The organism is Schaalia sp. Marseille-Q2122 (assembly GCF_903645355.1).
Taxonomy (GTDB): Bacteria; Actinomycetota; Actinomycetes; order Actinomycetales; family Actinomycetaceae; genus Pauljensenia.
Map to the genome: position 1 here is coordinate 271,979 of NZ_CAHJXR010000004.1, position 12,580 is coordinate 284,558.

Below are 12,580 nucleotides of genomic sequence, written 5' to 3' on the forward strand. Positions count from 1 at the left end.
CCTCTTCTGGAAAAATCAGGGTGGGAACTCCCACATTAGGAAAATACGCCCCCAAGACGCTTACGGGAGTGAGCCTCATGCCCCTGAAGGAGGCGTCGGCAGTGCAAGGTCCTGCCTTCTCGCGCCCTTAGACACCTCCGGGGAACCCGCACTGGCGCCACGCCTCGTACAAAGCAATGGACGCCGAATTTGCGAGGTTGAGCGAGCGGGCCCCCGGACGCATATGAATGCGTACAAGACCATTCACCTCAGGGTGGTCAAGAACCCCCTGGGGAAGACCGTCAGGTTCAGGGCCAAAAAGCAGGCCATCGCCATCGCTATAGGCAATGTCGGTGTAGAGAGTGGAACTATGCCCGGTGAAAGCCCAAATCTTGCCGGGAATCTCAGCCAGAGCGTCCTCCAGAGAAGGATGCACCTTGACATGGGCCAGATCGTGATAATCCAAGCCGGCTCGGCGCAGCTTCGTATCATCCATATCGAAAGCCAAAGGCTCAACGAGGTGCAGCATGGACCCCGTACATGCCGACAGTCGGATGGCAGCGCCGGTATTCCCAGGAATCTTTGGCTCGAAGAAAATAATGTGAAGCATCGACTCTCAACTTAGACAATGGGTTTAGGCGATGGCGAAGGTGGCAGTGAGCCTCGCTCGCGCAATCGTGTGGAAGGCAAGATGGAAGGCGCACTCGGCAGGAGTGGCCTCGTCATCAATCCCTAAAGTTTCCACATCAAGGGCATGAACCGCAAAAATATAGCGATGCGGATGATCATGCGGCGGGGGAGCGGCGCCAAAATACTCCGCCCCACCGTGGTCAACACGTAGGTGGAAGGCCGCCCCATCAAGAAGAAGATCGGACTCACCCTGCCCTTGGGCAAGCTCAGTGGTTGAGGCATCCATATCAACGATCGTCCAATGCCACCAGCCTGAGGGTGTCGGGGCGTCGGGATCAAAGCAGGAAACAACGAAACTTTGTGTCTCCTCAGGAAAACCTGACCAGCGAAGATGTGGAGAGACATTTCCGCCCTCGGCGCTATGAAGAAGTGGCAGTGCCTCCCCATCGCGAAGGTCGTCCGACTCAAGAGTGAAGGAGGGGACGGGAGGGAGAAGGTCGTAGGGATCGGGGGCGATAGGGCGTTCAAGTGACGTCATGACTGGACCTCCAGGGACGAAGCGGCAAAAACGGGATACCTCCCCTACAATCATCGAACAGGTGTTCGATAGATGTTGTGGGAAGCGAGGTGTGAGCGCCATGTCGCAAGAAAACGCTCATAGGCTTGCTCGTGCTCGTGAAATTCTCATGGGCGCGCAGATCGCTATGGGAATAACGCACACACACCCGGACCTCCAGCTTGCCGCAAAAAGCGACAGAAAAACACCCCCGGGAATGATCTACTCCATTTCCGGCACACAAAAAGACCTCAATGATGCACTTTTGCAATGCGCAACCCCTCTGACATGGATCGCGGTCGCCGCGCTACCTGAGATCGGATGGCAACGCCTGAGCGAACAAGGTCTCAACCTTGAGAGGGTCGTTGCCCTTCCCAACCTGGACATCGCCGCCGAAAGAGTGCTCTCCATCCTCGCTTCTGCGGTGGACATCCTCTGCGTCGGAGACCTCCCCCTCAGCGCTCAAGGACGCAAACGCATCGCCGCAAAAGCTCGACAAAAAGGCTGCCTCATTCTCAGTGCAACCCCCTGGCCGGGACTCTCACGCTCCTTCCCACACCACTGGCAGACAGGCGCCACAGTGACCCAACTCCCTCAGCGGGCGGTGGGAACATGACGGAAGGAATTCGGCGCTTCGCCCTATGGGTACCTGACTGGCCCACAGCCTGTCTGATCCTCGGCACCCCGCCGGGAGCGCCAGCCGTCCTCGTTGATCGAGGGCGCGTGCAGCACACTACCGTCGCTGCCCGTCAAGCGGGAGTACGGACAGGAATGAGTACCCGAACCGCCCAACACCTCTGCCCAGAATTAGTGATGAGCGGCGCAGACCCCGACACGGAAGCCGCTCATTTTGAAGAAATCCTGCGCGCCTGCGAAGAAGAAATCGCCGATATCGCCGTCCTTCGCCCAGGCCTGGCATGGGGACCCATCGGGCCCGCAGCCCGCTGGCATGGCAGCGAAGAACACGCGGCAGAAAACATTATCGATGCTGTCAGTCAACGTACCGGAGTTGAATGTCTTATTGGCATTGCCGATGGCACGCTCGCCCCGCTACTAGCCGCACGCTCGGGGCGCATTATTCCCCCGGGTGAAAGCCCGGCCTACCTTGCAGGACTTTCCCTCGAACGCATTCCCTACCTCCTTCCCGGATACGGTCACACCTTCAGCCCCCTCATTGCCGCCCTCAATAAACTTGGGATGAAAAGCGTTGAGGACCTGCGCCGCGCCGACGCTCCCGCCCTGCGCGCGCGTTTTGGTCAGCCTATGAGCTCTCTTCTGGCCTGCATCACAGGCGCAGACCTGCAGCTTCCGCAGGGACAACGCATCTGCGCTGAACTCACCTTCTCCTGCGCCATCGACCCTCCCGCCCACCAGGTCGAACACGCGGTGATTCCCATGAGGCGCATCGCCCAAGAAATCGTTGACGCTCTCACGTCTCGCGGCATGAGCGCCCAAAGCCTGACCATCACCCTCCGCAGCGAAGCTGGACAAACGCGTACCCGCACCTGGAATGGATGCGATGCTCGCGATAGTCACACCATCATTGAGCGCCTCCGCTGGCACGCCCAAGGCTGGATGAGCCTGAGTGATCTTTCCCCCGAGGACGCCCCGCGTGGCCCCTTGAGCGGTATTGACGTCATCGTCAGTGACTTCATCTCCGCGCCCGAAAGTGATTACCTCTGGGGAAAAGACGCCAACAAAGAGGTGGTTGACCGGGCCATTACCCAGATTCAAGCCCTCCTGGGCGAAGAAGCTGCCCTCGCAGTCAGTCTCCAGGGAGGGCACGACCCCCGCAGCCGTACTTTCATGCGCCCCTGGGGCAGGGGCCTGTCGGGCAGTGTTCCTCGTGAAGGAGAGTGGGAAGGAGGTGTGAGTGATAACCCCGACACCCTGTGCCATCCGCCAATTCCTGCCGCGCTCTTTGCCTGTGCCGAGAATAGAGACGCAGGAAGGAGACTGCGTCTAATCACTCCTGGGCCCTCGCCCTCGGCAACACCCGGCTTCTCTTCGTCCAACTCTGAAGCTCTGGAGGAGGAGCCCGTCCAGGCTCGACCGGTTATAGTGACGCCCCGAGGGGTCCTGAGTGACACGCCCACGCACATCACTTTGCGGGCCCAGCCCCGCTCAGGCGCCCTCGCCCATTGGGAGAAGGAGTGTCCCTACGCGATGAGCTGTGCCAGCCCTCTGTGGGTTGTGCGCGGACGCTGGTGGGACAGGGCCGACCATGCCAGGACACAGCGGGTGTACCTGCGCGTGAGAACAGAGAAAGGACCCGACCTGCTTCTCGTCTATCGATCAGGTCAATGGTGGGTTGAAGGAGCCTACGCTTAGAGCGCTAGGATGGCAGGGACAACTCTTAAAGAAGGGGAGCCGAATGGCGAAGTTGTACTTCCGCTACGGAGCAATGAACTCAGGTAAATCAACTGCTCTGTTGCAAGTTGCCTACAACTACGAAGAACGCGGCCAACGCATCCTTTTGGCCAAACCCCGCATCGACACCAAGGGGGACAGGAATATCCTCTCGCGCCTGGGAGTAGCCCGCGAAGTTGACATCCTCATTGACGCAGAAGACTCCATCCGCGACTGCGTCGCTCGCGCCAGCGCTGAGGACTTTGAATCCCCCGACAGCCCTCGGCCTGTAGCCGCCATCTTGATTGACGAGGCCCAATTCCTCACCCCCCAGCAGGTCGATGACGCCCTACGACTAGCGGTTGAAGAAAATATCCCAGTCCTGGCCTACGGCATTCGCACGGACTTCAAAACCGTTGCTTTCCCTGGGGCTCGTCGCCTCCTGGAAATCAGTCACTCCCTCGAAGAACTCAAAACCATCTGCCGCTGCGGCCGAAAAGCGATCTTCAACGGACGACGAATCGGAGACACCTTTGTTTTTGATGGCAACCAGGTGTCTATTGACGGCGTTGACGCCGAGTATGAATCCCTCTGCGGGGCGTGCTACCTCAAAGAATCCGACGGAGCCCTAGGGGACTAACGATCGACGCCACCCGTACTCCCCGCCAGCAGGAACTCCTCGACCTGCTTGCGCGCCTCAGCGACGAGGACCTCAAAGCACGGGTGGGAACCGTGCAATGGGGCCACGGTCAGCGCGCCTTCCACCAGGGAAAAATCTCCTCATGCGAATGGGACAATGACTCCCTTGCGGGGCGAATTCGCGCCGACGGCCTCGCCTATAAGGTCAGGCTCAGCGTTCACGATGGGCAGATGCGTTCCCAATGCGCCTGCCTCCTTGAAGGCGATTGCCAACACAGCGTCGCCCTCGTCCTCTACGCGCGTGAACACACGTACACTCAGGAGACCCGCGCGCTGGCCGACCCTCAGCATTGGCGCGAAGAACTCGAGCTTCTTCTTGGCGGTAGCGCTGCACCAGGGGATCCCCTCGCCCTGTACATTGAAGTCCGCGCTCCAGGGGAAGAAATCTGGCTCACCCCCATGCGCCCGGGGCAAACCCGTCGGTGGGTGACGAAACGAGCCAGTTGGACCGACCTGACCTCTACCCAGTGGGCGTCGGTCACCGATGGTCTTAATCCCACCCACGTTGCGGCCTTTCGTGACGGCTATCGTATGTCACGGCGAGGTCGGCAGTGGTTCTCTCCTGGGGAAGTCAGCCTCTCCTCCATCGGAGAAGACGCCTTCGCTTGGCTTGTGCGCCTTCACGCAATGGGCGTCACTCTCTTGTGCGACACGCATGACTGGCGTGAGATCACCCTTGACCACAACGGGCCCAGCACCTACTATCATCTGAGCCGCGGGGCTGAGGGGATTACCCTCACCCCGAAGCTGCGTTCCGCGCCCCCGGGGCATCATGTCGGCTTCCATGACCCTGATACCGGCTTATTCATTATGGAAGGCGGATGCCGCTTACGTAGCGAGACCCTCGGTGATGAAGCGACCCATCGTGAACTCCCGATCCTGAGTGTTCCCCACGCCGATGAGGCAGAGTTTTGGGCCTATCATCTGGAAAACCTCAAGGCGCGATATGAGGTAGAGATCGACACTGATGCCACGGTGGAGACCCCGCGCGTCTGTATGAGCGTCACGACCCATAGTCCAGAGCAGATTCGCGTGGCTTGGGGGTTGACCTATATCACCCCGCAGGGGCCGTCGACCGTGCCTTTGCAGGAGGATCTTCTTCGAGATGGCGTCATTGATCCGCGAGTGCCCCCTGTGATGGAACATGTGTGGCGAGCCCTCAAAGCCAGCGACACTGAGGGGATTGTCAGGCAATCCTCCCTCGCTTCTCGGCGCTCTGCTCAGCAATGGGACCCCGTCCTGCTGCCAGCATGGCGGGGGCCTGAAATCCTCGACATGTCTGACTCTTTGGCGGAGCATCCCCACATTGTCTGGCAGATTTCCCCTGAGATTGCTGAGCTTGTCGTCAGCGATATGCCCGTGGAAATATCAGTGGACCTGATTCCAGCTCACGACGGTGACTGGTTTGATCTGCAAGCCACCTTGAGCGTGGGTCAGGCCGAGGTTCCCTTCGAGCGCGTACTGCGGGCCGTCGCAGCCGGAGAGGAATACCTGCATGTCAATGGCGAGTGGGTGCGAATAGAGTCCGAACGAATTGAAGAGCTCAGAGACTTACTGGCTGAAGCCGCACTCTTGCACCCCTCAAACGATGGGAAGGTGCGCCTTCAACCTTGGCACGTGAGCCTGTGGGAATCCTTCTGCGCCCTGTCTCACCACGCCTCTTGGCATGAGCAGTGGACGCAACGCCTGCGAGCCCTTCCCGGTCGAGGAGACATCCCTGCCCTGCCGCTGGTCGACATTGATCCAGAGGTCCTGCGCTCCTACCAGCGTTTAGGCCATGAATGGCTCACCGGTCTTATGCGCTCACAGATGGGTGGGATTCTTGCCGACGATATGGGGTTGGGAAAGACCCTGCAGATCCTCGCAGCAATCGCCTCCTACCGGCAGTATGCCCCTGAGGCTCCCACGTCCATCGATCAGGCCTCCCAGCATGAGACCGTGCTCCCACAGCACGATTCGGACAACGAGGCTCCCGCCGAACCTCGTCCCGCTCCCATCCTGGTTGTCGCCCCCACATCCGTGGTGGGCATTTGGGAGGCGGAAGCACGCCGCTGGTTCCCTCGCCTGCGTGTCGACGCGGTCACAACAACGCAGAAAAAAGCCCTGCGTCCCCTCGAGATACTGAGGGAGCGAGCTGACATTATCGTCACCTCCTACGCTGTCGCCCGACTCGACGCCGCCCTATGGGCAGAACACGCCTGGGGTGGCCTCATTATCGACGAGGCGCAGATGGTGAAAAATCCACGCACTGCCGCACACCGTGCCCTCGCGGACCTGCATGCCCCCTGGCGTATCGCGGTCACGGGTACCCCCATTGAAAACTCCCTCACGGACGTGTGGGCCATTTTGCGCCTCACCTGCCCGGGGCTTCTCCCTCGATGGGCGGATTTTAACGAGGGAATGCGCCGCCCCATCGAACAAGAAGGATCCACCCGCGACCTCAAACGCTTCCACACCCTTGTTTCCCCCTTCATCCTGCGGCGTACCAAGGAAGATGTCGCCGCCGACCTGCCAGAGCGCAGCGATTTCCTCTACGAAATCCCCCTCAGCGCCGAACACCGCAGCCTCTACGAACGCCACCTCACCCGCGAGCGCGCCCACGTACTTGGCATCTTGCGTCACGGGCGGGCCCAACGTATCGATATCCTCGCGGCGATGACGCGACTGCGTCAGCTCGCCCTTGACCCCGCCCTCATCGACCGAGAATACGCAGATATTGCCTCAGCAAAAACAGACTTCCTTGTCGAACAACTTGAGCAGATCGTGCCAGGTGGGCATCAGGTTCTTGTTTTCAGTCAATTCACCTCCTACCTGGCGCGTATTGCTCGGGCCCTCGCCCAGGCGGGGATCTCCTTCGTCCAACTCGACGGTACGACGCGCCACCGTCAGGCGATCATCAACGCCTTCCGGGAGGGACAGGCCAGCGTATTCCTCATCTCCCTCAAAGCTGGGGGCACGGGCCTGACGCTGACAGAAGCTGACTATGTCTACGTCATGGATCCCTGGTGGAATCCCGCCGCAGAAGAACAAGCGATCGATCGCGCCCATCGCATCGGCCAAGACAAGAAGGTGACGGTCTACCGCCTCGTTGCTCAGGGCACCATCGAACACAAGGTTATTGCCCTTCAAGAACGCAAACGAGCCCTGGTTGATGCAGTCATGAATGAGGAGTCCTTCGGGAGCAGCCAGCTCAAGACCGAAGATATTCGCCTTCTTTTTGACGCAGCCTGGTAAGAGCGCCTCCTACACGAGGCCGACAGCGCCCCCCCTTTGTGCATCCCCTTAGTCGTGCGCTGTGGGGACAAGGGCCACCTTCAACCCTAAGCGCTCGCGGACCGCGCCTACGGCCTCGTCAAGCTGGTTCAGAGGGAAGGTGTGGGTTAGGAGGGGAGAAAGATCGATCTGCCCCTCGGCGATCATCTGGACAGCCTGGCGATGATCCTCAAAACGGGCATTCGCACTGCCCACAAGGCTGATCTCACGATAGTGAATGAGGTTAGGGTCGATGCTGGAGAGGATTCCCTTGGGAAAACCCGCAAAGAAATTGATCGCCCCACCCGAGCGCACGCACTCTATCGAGACGGCGATACTCTCTGACGCACCCACCGCCAAAATTACAAGGTCCACACCCTGCCCGCCAGTTTCCTCCAGCACGAAGTCCCTCAAAGCCTCGCCGCTGAGTTCCGTCGTCACCGCAGCGCCCATCGCGCGGGCTGGAGCGAGGCGCCCGGGCCGTCCACAGGCGATCACCCGCGCACCCGCATGAGCGGCCAAGGCGCAGTGCATTAAACCAATCGGGCCAGTCCCAATCACCAGCACCGTCATTCCTGACTCCACAGGCGTGCGGCGCAGCCCATTCAAACAGCAGCTCAAAGGCTCAGCCAAAGCCAAAAGAGGAGCAGGAACCTCTTGAGGAGGTGCCACCACACACCCATGCGTCATGGCGTCAGCTGGAATACGCACATACTCTGCTAAGCCGCCATCAAACTCATAACCAAACAAACGCAGCGAGTCGCACATATTCTCCTGGCCTCGCTGGCAGGGCGGACACTGCCCGCACACAACAGCGGGGGAGATCGACACCTGCTCGCCAACACTCCATCCCTGCACCGTGGCGCCGACCTCGACAATACGGCCAGCAAACTCATGCCCGAGGATGACCCCCGGACGAACGCCCGCAGTCTTCGTCCCATCCATCAAGCGCAGATCGGTGCCACAAATCGTGTTGGCTTCCACAGCAATCAATAGCTCGTCGGCATCAATGGTAGGGCGGGGGACAGACTCCAAGCTCAGGTGACCAGGCTTATGAAGGACAGCGGCGTTCATCATCCTTTTAGCCTAGTGATTCTCCACAATTCAGGAAAGTGGAGACAAAACGCCATCGAACATGTGTTCTATAATGAGGGGATGGGTCCCGTCGCCTACGCCGAACTCCACGCGCATTCCGCCTTCACCTTCCTCGAGGGTGCCTCCCAGCCTCACGAGCTCGTCGCAGCTGCACGTGAGCTTAGGCTTGAAGCGCTCGCGGTCCTTGACGTTGACGGCATGTATTCGGCCATTCAAGGCGCGACGGCGGCGCGCCTCCATGGTCTGCCCTATGTGCACGGCGCAGAACTCACCCTTGACCCCGCCTTCTTTGCCGGGAAGGAACTCAAAGAGGCCCTCTCCCCAGGCTGGGGGCTAGCGGTCGGCGCAGATGATCCCGGTATCCGCTTGCCCATCCTTGCCAAAACCCCTGCGGGCTACACGCGGCTATGCCGCGCGATGAGTGCCTACACCCTGGCACACCCCGGACAGCGTTTCGCCCTCCACGACCTAGTGACCCTGGCCGAGCACGCCGGTGGGCAGTGGGCGGTACTCACAGGCGGCGCACGAGGGCCCCTTCGCCGGGCCTTGCGTAGTGACGGCATCCCCGGCGCTCGTAGCGTGCTCACAGAACTTCGCGAACTTTTCGGGCAGGAGAACGTTCTCGTTGAAAGTGCGCTCACTCCAACGGACCCACCTGAACTGGCAGATGCTCTCGCAGAACTTGCCCAATGGGCCAAGCTGCCACTGGTCGCAAGCGGAGCTGTGCGTAGCGCCACTCCCGCAGGGCAACACCTCGCAGACGTGCTGACCGCAACGCGCCTGCGTGCATCATTGACGCAGGTAGAAGCACACCTACCGGCCCAGGGCTCCTTCTTGCGCAGCGGCGAAGAAATGCTTGCCATACACGCTCGCCACCCACAGGCGGTAGGAGCCGCAGCCGAATACGGGCAAGAGTACGCCTTCGACCTGCGTCTCATCGCCCCCGAACTGCCTCACACGCGCGTCCCCGAGGGACACACTGACGCCAGCTGGCTTCGGGAACTCACTTACCGGGGAGCGCAAGAGCGCTACGGCAGTCGCGAGGAGCACCCGCGAGCCTGGAGAACCATCGATCATGAGCTCGAAGTCATCGAGGCGCTCACCTTCCCCGGGTACTTCCTCATCGTCAAGGAAATCGTCGACTTTTGCGCCCAGCAGGGCATCTACTGCCAGGGTCGAGGCTCCGCAGCAAACTCCGCCGTGTGCTACGCCCTGGGGATTACCGCCGTCGACGCTGTTCGCCACCAACTCCTCTTCGAACGCTTCCTCTCCACAGGACGCTCAGGCCCGCCCGATATTGACATCGACATTGAATCCGAGCGGCGTGAAGAAGTGATCCAGCATGTCTACGCCCGCTACGGACGCGAATGTGCTGCTCAGGTGGCCACGGTCATCAGCTACCGGGTGCGTTCTGCCACCTACGATGCAGCTAAAGCGTTGGGATTTCCTGAGGAGATTTCTCGCGCATGGTCCAAAAATCGCCACCGCTGGGAGGAAGAAGAAACCGAACACCCACAGGAGGCACGCCGGAAAAACCCTCGCGAACAAACAACCCAGGAATGTGACGCTGCTTTGGCCGCAAAGGGCGCGGCCCTGTCGATTTCTCAGCTACCAGCGCAGGTGCGCGCTGTCGCCGAGGCTCTCAAGCGCCTCCCTCGTCATATGGGTATTCACACCGGTGGAATGGTGCTGACGAAAACCCCGGTCTCAGAAGTGTGCCCAATCTCCTGGGCTGCCACCCCCGATCGTAGCGTCCTACAGTGGGATAAGGATGATTGCGCGGATGCGGGCCTGGTGAAGTTTGATCTGCTGGGATTGGGAATGCTCAGCGCTCTGCGGCGAGGCTTCACGTGGATTGAGGCCTCAGGCGTGCGAGCCGACGATGGGACGCCCTACTCGTTACACAATCTGCCCCAAGAAGACTCCCGCATCTATGATCTGCTGTGCGCGGCAGACACTGTAGGGGTGTTTCAAGTGGAGTCGCGGGCGCAGATGAATACCCTTCCTCGTCTGCGGCCTCGCTGCTTCTACGACATCGTCATCGAAGTCGCGCTGATCCGCCCTGGCCCCATCCAAGGGCAGGCCGTCAACCCGTATCTGCGGCGGCGCCGGGGCGAAGAACCCGTCACCTACCTCCATGAGGCGCTCAAACCCGCTCTTGAAAAAACCATGGGGGTGGCGATTTTTCAAGAGCAGCTCATGCAGATTGCCATGGATGCTGCGGGTTTTACGCCCGCTCAAGCTGATGAGTTACGTCGGGCGATGGGCTCGAAGCGCTCACCGGAGCGCATGGCAGCCCTGTACCCCCTCCTCGTTGAGGGGATGGCTGCGCGTGGTATTGGCCAAGAAGTTGCCGACCAGGTGTATCGGCATTTGCAGGGGTTTGCCGAGTTTGGTTTTCCTGAGTCACATGCCTTCTCTTTTGCTCACCTGGTGTATGCCTCCTCCTGGATGAAGGTCTACTATCCGGAGGTCTTCTATGCGGCCCTTCTCGCTTCGCAGCCGATGGGCTTTTATTCACCGGCCTCCCTCATCCATGACGCGCGCCGTCACGGAGTGCGCGTGGGGCGCCCTGATGTGAATCTTTCGCAAGTGAAATCGCATCCGCGTGCGTGTGCGCAGGCCTCCGAGGGGCAGGGGAGGCACTGGAGGAAAGGTGTGAGGGTGTCGCCCCGTTGGGAATTGCGGCTGGGGTTGGACAGTATTTCCGGGCTTGGCGAGGCCGCCCGACGTATTGTTGAGGCCCGCGTAGAGCACCCTTTTGTTGATAGTGCCGATGTGGCGCGAAGGGCGCGCTTAAGTAGTCGTGAAATGGATCTACTGGCTCAAGCCGGTGCATTGCAGAGTATGGGGATTGACCGGCGTGCGGGTATGTGGGAGGCAGCTCAGGTTGGGGTTGAACGGGAAGAGCAGCCATTCCTACCGGGTTTGGAATTAATCGTCAGTGCTCCAGAATTTGAAGTAATGGGTGGGGCTGAAATTTCCGTCGCTGACTATGAAAGTATGCGCATGACTCCGGAAAGTCACCCAATTGAGCATATTCGGCGAACTTTAAATTCGCGGGGGGTCATGAGTGCCGATCGCATCTGCGCCCAACTCAAAGGGCAAATCATCAGCGTCGCTGGATTGGTTACCCACAGGCAGGCGCCTGCAACAGGCAAGGGGATTGTTTTTCTCTCCCTCGAGGATGAAAGTGGACTGGTTAACATCACATGCAGTGCTGGCATGTGGAAGCGTTTCTCCGTTGTTGGCCGGGAGAGTTCGGCTCTCCTCGTTCGAGGCATGGTGGAGGAAGGTCACGGTGCGGTGAGTATCCTGGCGCACTATATGGAACCAATAGCGGGACGAAAGATGGTTCGCTCTCGTGATTTTCGCTAAGTAGGCCTTAGGGTGGGGAGTGAGGGGGGAAGAGTATGCCACACTATTAGCCTGTAGGCATACTTTCTCTTATCTGAGCTGAATGTGTCTGCAGAACTGACCATGAAATCTGGGGGAACTATGACTGAAGGACAACGAAAAAATCCGATCAATGAGTTTGACAACCAGCGCTCCAAGGCCTGGCGAGTATTTTTTGAGGCGTCGGGTCGCCTGCAAGGCATCCTTGAAGCGCGTTTGAAGAAGTCGTATAACGTCAGTCTGCCTGACTACAACATTCTTCTGGCGCTGTGGGAAGCCGAGCTTCACACTCTGCGTATGGGGGAGATTGCCGAGAAGGTTGTCTACTCGCCCTCTCGAGTGACCTACCTGGTGAACAATCTCGTGAAGGATGGGCTCGTTGAGCGAGTGCCGGCAGCAAATGATGGCCGCGGCTATGACGCAGTCTTGACCGAAAAAGGTGTCACCACCGTTCTGAAGGTGACTGAATTGCATCAGCAGACCGTGCGTGAGTACCTGCTTGACGGGATGACTGAGGAAGACATCGATCAGATTGTTCGTGTTTTCCTGGCTGTTGAACGCCGACTCAAGAAGAGCGCTGTCTGACGGACTGTGACTTCGTCACGAGTTCTCAGTTGCAACTCT

9 protein-coding genes are annotated in these 12,580 nt (G+C 59.6%); 6 read left to right on the top strand and 3 right to left on the bottom strand.

Going from position 1 to position 12,580, the window contains the following annotated elements; translation table 11 throughout:
- Positions 1-127: 127 nt before the first annotated feature.
- Together HWX48_RS05545 and HWX48_RS05550 are read right to left on the bottom strand one after the other, a co-directional pair.
- On the bottom strand, positions 128-589 hold the full coding sequence (locus HWX48_RS05545; protein WP_175955407.1) for a tRNA (cytidine(34)-2'-O)-methyltransferase: 462 nt from the start codon (positions 587-589) through the stop codon (positions 128-130).
- Positions 590-613: 24 nt separating this feature from the next.
- On the bottom strand, positions 614-1,147 hold the full coding sequence (locus HWX48_RS05550) for a YbhB/YbcL family Raf kinase inhibitor-like protein (RefSeq protein WP_175955409.1): 534 nt from the start codon (positions 1,145-1,147) through the stop codon (positions 614-616).
- Between the two features lie 235 nt (positions 1,148-1,382).
- On the opposite strand from HWX48_RS05550, the gene HWX48_RS05555 reads away from it, so the two are divergent.
- The 4 genes from HWX48_RS05555 to HWX48_RS05570 are packed head-to-tail and all read left to right on the top strand — an operon-like array spanning position 1,383 to position 7,447.
- Entirely contained in the window at positions 1,383-1,781 is a 399-nt protein-coding gene (locus HWX48_RS05555) for a hypothetical protein (RefSeq protein ID WP_175955410.1), read from the top strand.
- Positions 1,778-3,496, top strand: coding sequence for a DNA polymerase Y family protein (locus HWX48_RS05560; RefSeq protein WP_175955411.1), 1,719 nt, complete (start codon positions 1,778-1,780; stop codon positions 3,494-3,496). The genes HWX48_RS05555 and HWX48_RS05560 overlap by 4 nt, the downstream gene beginning before the upstream one ends.
- Positions 3,497-3,539: 43 nt before the next feature.
- Positions 3,540-4,154, top strand: a complete 615-nt coding sequence (locus tag HWX48_RS05565) for a thymidine kinase (protein WP_175955412.1) — start codon at positions 3,540-3,542, stop codon at positions 4,152-4,154.
- Positions 4,115-7,447 carry a DEAD/DEAH box helicase gene (locus tag HWX48_RS05570; RefSeq protein WP_254872977.1) on the top strand — a complete coding sequence of 1,111 codons (3,333 nt, stop codon included), beginning with the start codon at positions 4,115-4,117 and terminating at the stop codon, positions 7,445-7,447. The genes HWX48_RS05565 and HWX48_RS05570 overlap by 40 nt, the downstream gene beginning before the upstream one ends.
- 48 nt (positions 7,448-7,495) lie before the next feature.
- Here HWX48_RS05570 and HWX48_RS05575 read toward each other — a convergent pair whose 3' ends face one another.
- A complete protein-coding gene (locus HWX48_RS05575) occupies positions 7,496-8,542 on the bottom strand; it encodes an alcohol dehydrogenase catalytic domain-containing protein (protein ID WP_368483979.1) in 1,047 nt (348 codons plus the stop codon).
- Here HWX48_RS05575 and HWX48_RS05580 point away from each other — a divergent pair.
- Together HWX48_RS05580 and HWX48_RS05585 are read left to right on the top strand one after the other, a co-directional pair.
- Positions 8,519-11,938 carry an error-prone DNA polymerase gene (locus HWX48_RS05580; protein ID WP_175955414.1) on the top strand — a complete coding sequence of 1,140 codons (3,420 nt, stop codon included), beginning with the start codon at positions 8,519-8,521 and terminating at the stop codon, positions 11,936-11,938. The genes HWX48_RS05575 and HWX48_RS05580 overlap by 24 nt on opposite strands.
- Positions 11,939-12,058: 120 nt before the next feature.
- The gene (locus tag HWX48_RS05585; RefSeq protein WP_175955415.1) at positions 12,059-12,541 is read left to right on the top strand and encodes a MarR family winged helix-turn-helix transcriptional regulator; all 483 of its coding nucleotides are present in this window, start codon (positions 12,059-12,061) and stop codon (positions 12,539-12,541) included.
- Positions 12,542-12,580: the final 39 nt, after the last annotated feature.

What these genes read in the sequence shown, in the direction of transcription:
- HWX48_RS05575 (WP_368483979.1), bottom strand. Translation starts at nt 8,542, where the DNA reads ATGATGAACGCCGCTGTCCTTCATAAGCCTGGTCACCTGAGCTTGGAG.
- HWX48_RS05580 (WP_175955414.1), top strand. Translation starts at nt 8,519, where the DNA reads ATGAAGGACAGCGGCGTTCATCATCCTTTTAGCCTAGTGATTCTCCAC.
- HWX48_RS05545 (WP_175955407.1), bottom strand. Translation starts at nt 589, where the DNA reads ATGCTTCACATTATTTTCTTCGAGCCAAAGATTCCTGGGAATACCGGC.
- HWX48_RS05585 (WP_175955415.1), top strand. Translation starts at nt 12,059, where the DNA reads ATGACTGAAGGACAACGAAAAAATCCGATCAATGAGTTTGACAACCAG.
- HWX48_RS05550 (WP_175955409.1), bottom strand. Translation starts at nt 1,147, where the DNA reads ATGACGTCACTTGAACGCCCTATCGCCCCCGATCCCTACGACCTTCTC.
- HWX48_RS05560 (WP_175955411.1), top strand. Translation starts at nt 1,778, where the DNA reads ATGACGGAAGGAATTCGGCGCTTCGCCCTATGGGTACCTGACTGGCCC.
- HWX48_RS05565 (WP_175955412.1), top strand. Translation starts at nt 3,540, where the DNA reads ATGGCGAAGTTGTACTTCCGCTACGGAGCAATGAACTCAGGTAAATCA.
- HWX48_RS05555 (WP_175955410.1), top strand. Translation starts at nt 1,383, where the DNA reads ATGATCTACTCCATTTCCGGCACACAAAAAGACCTCAATGATGCACTT.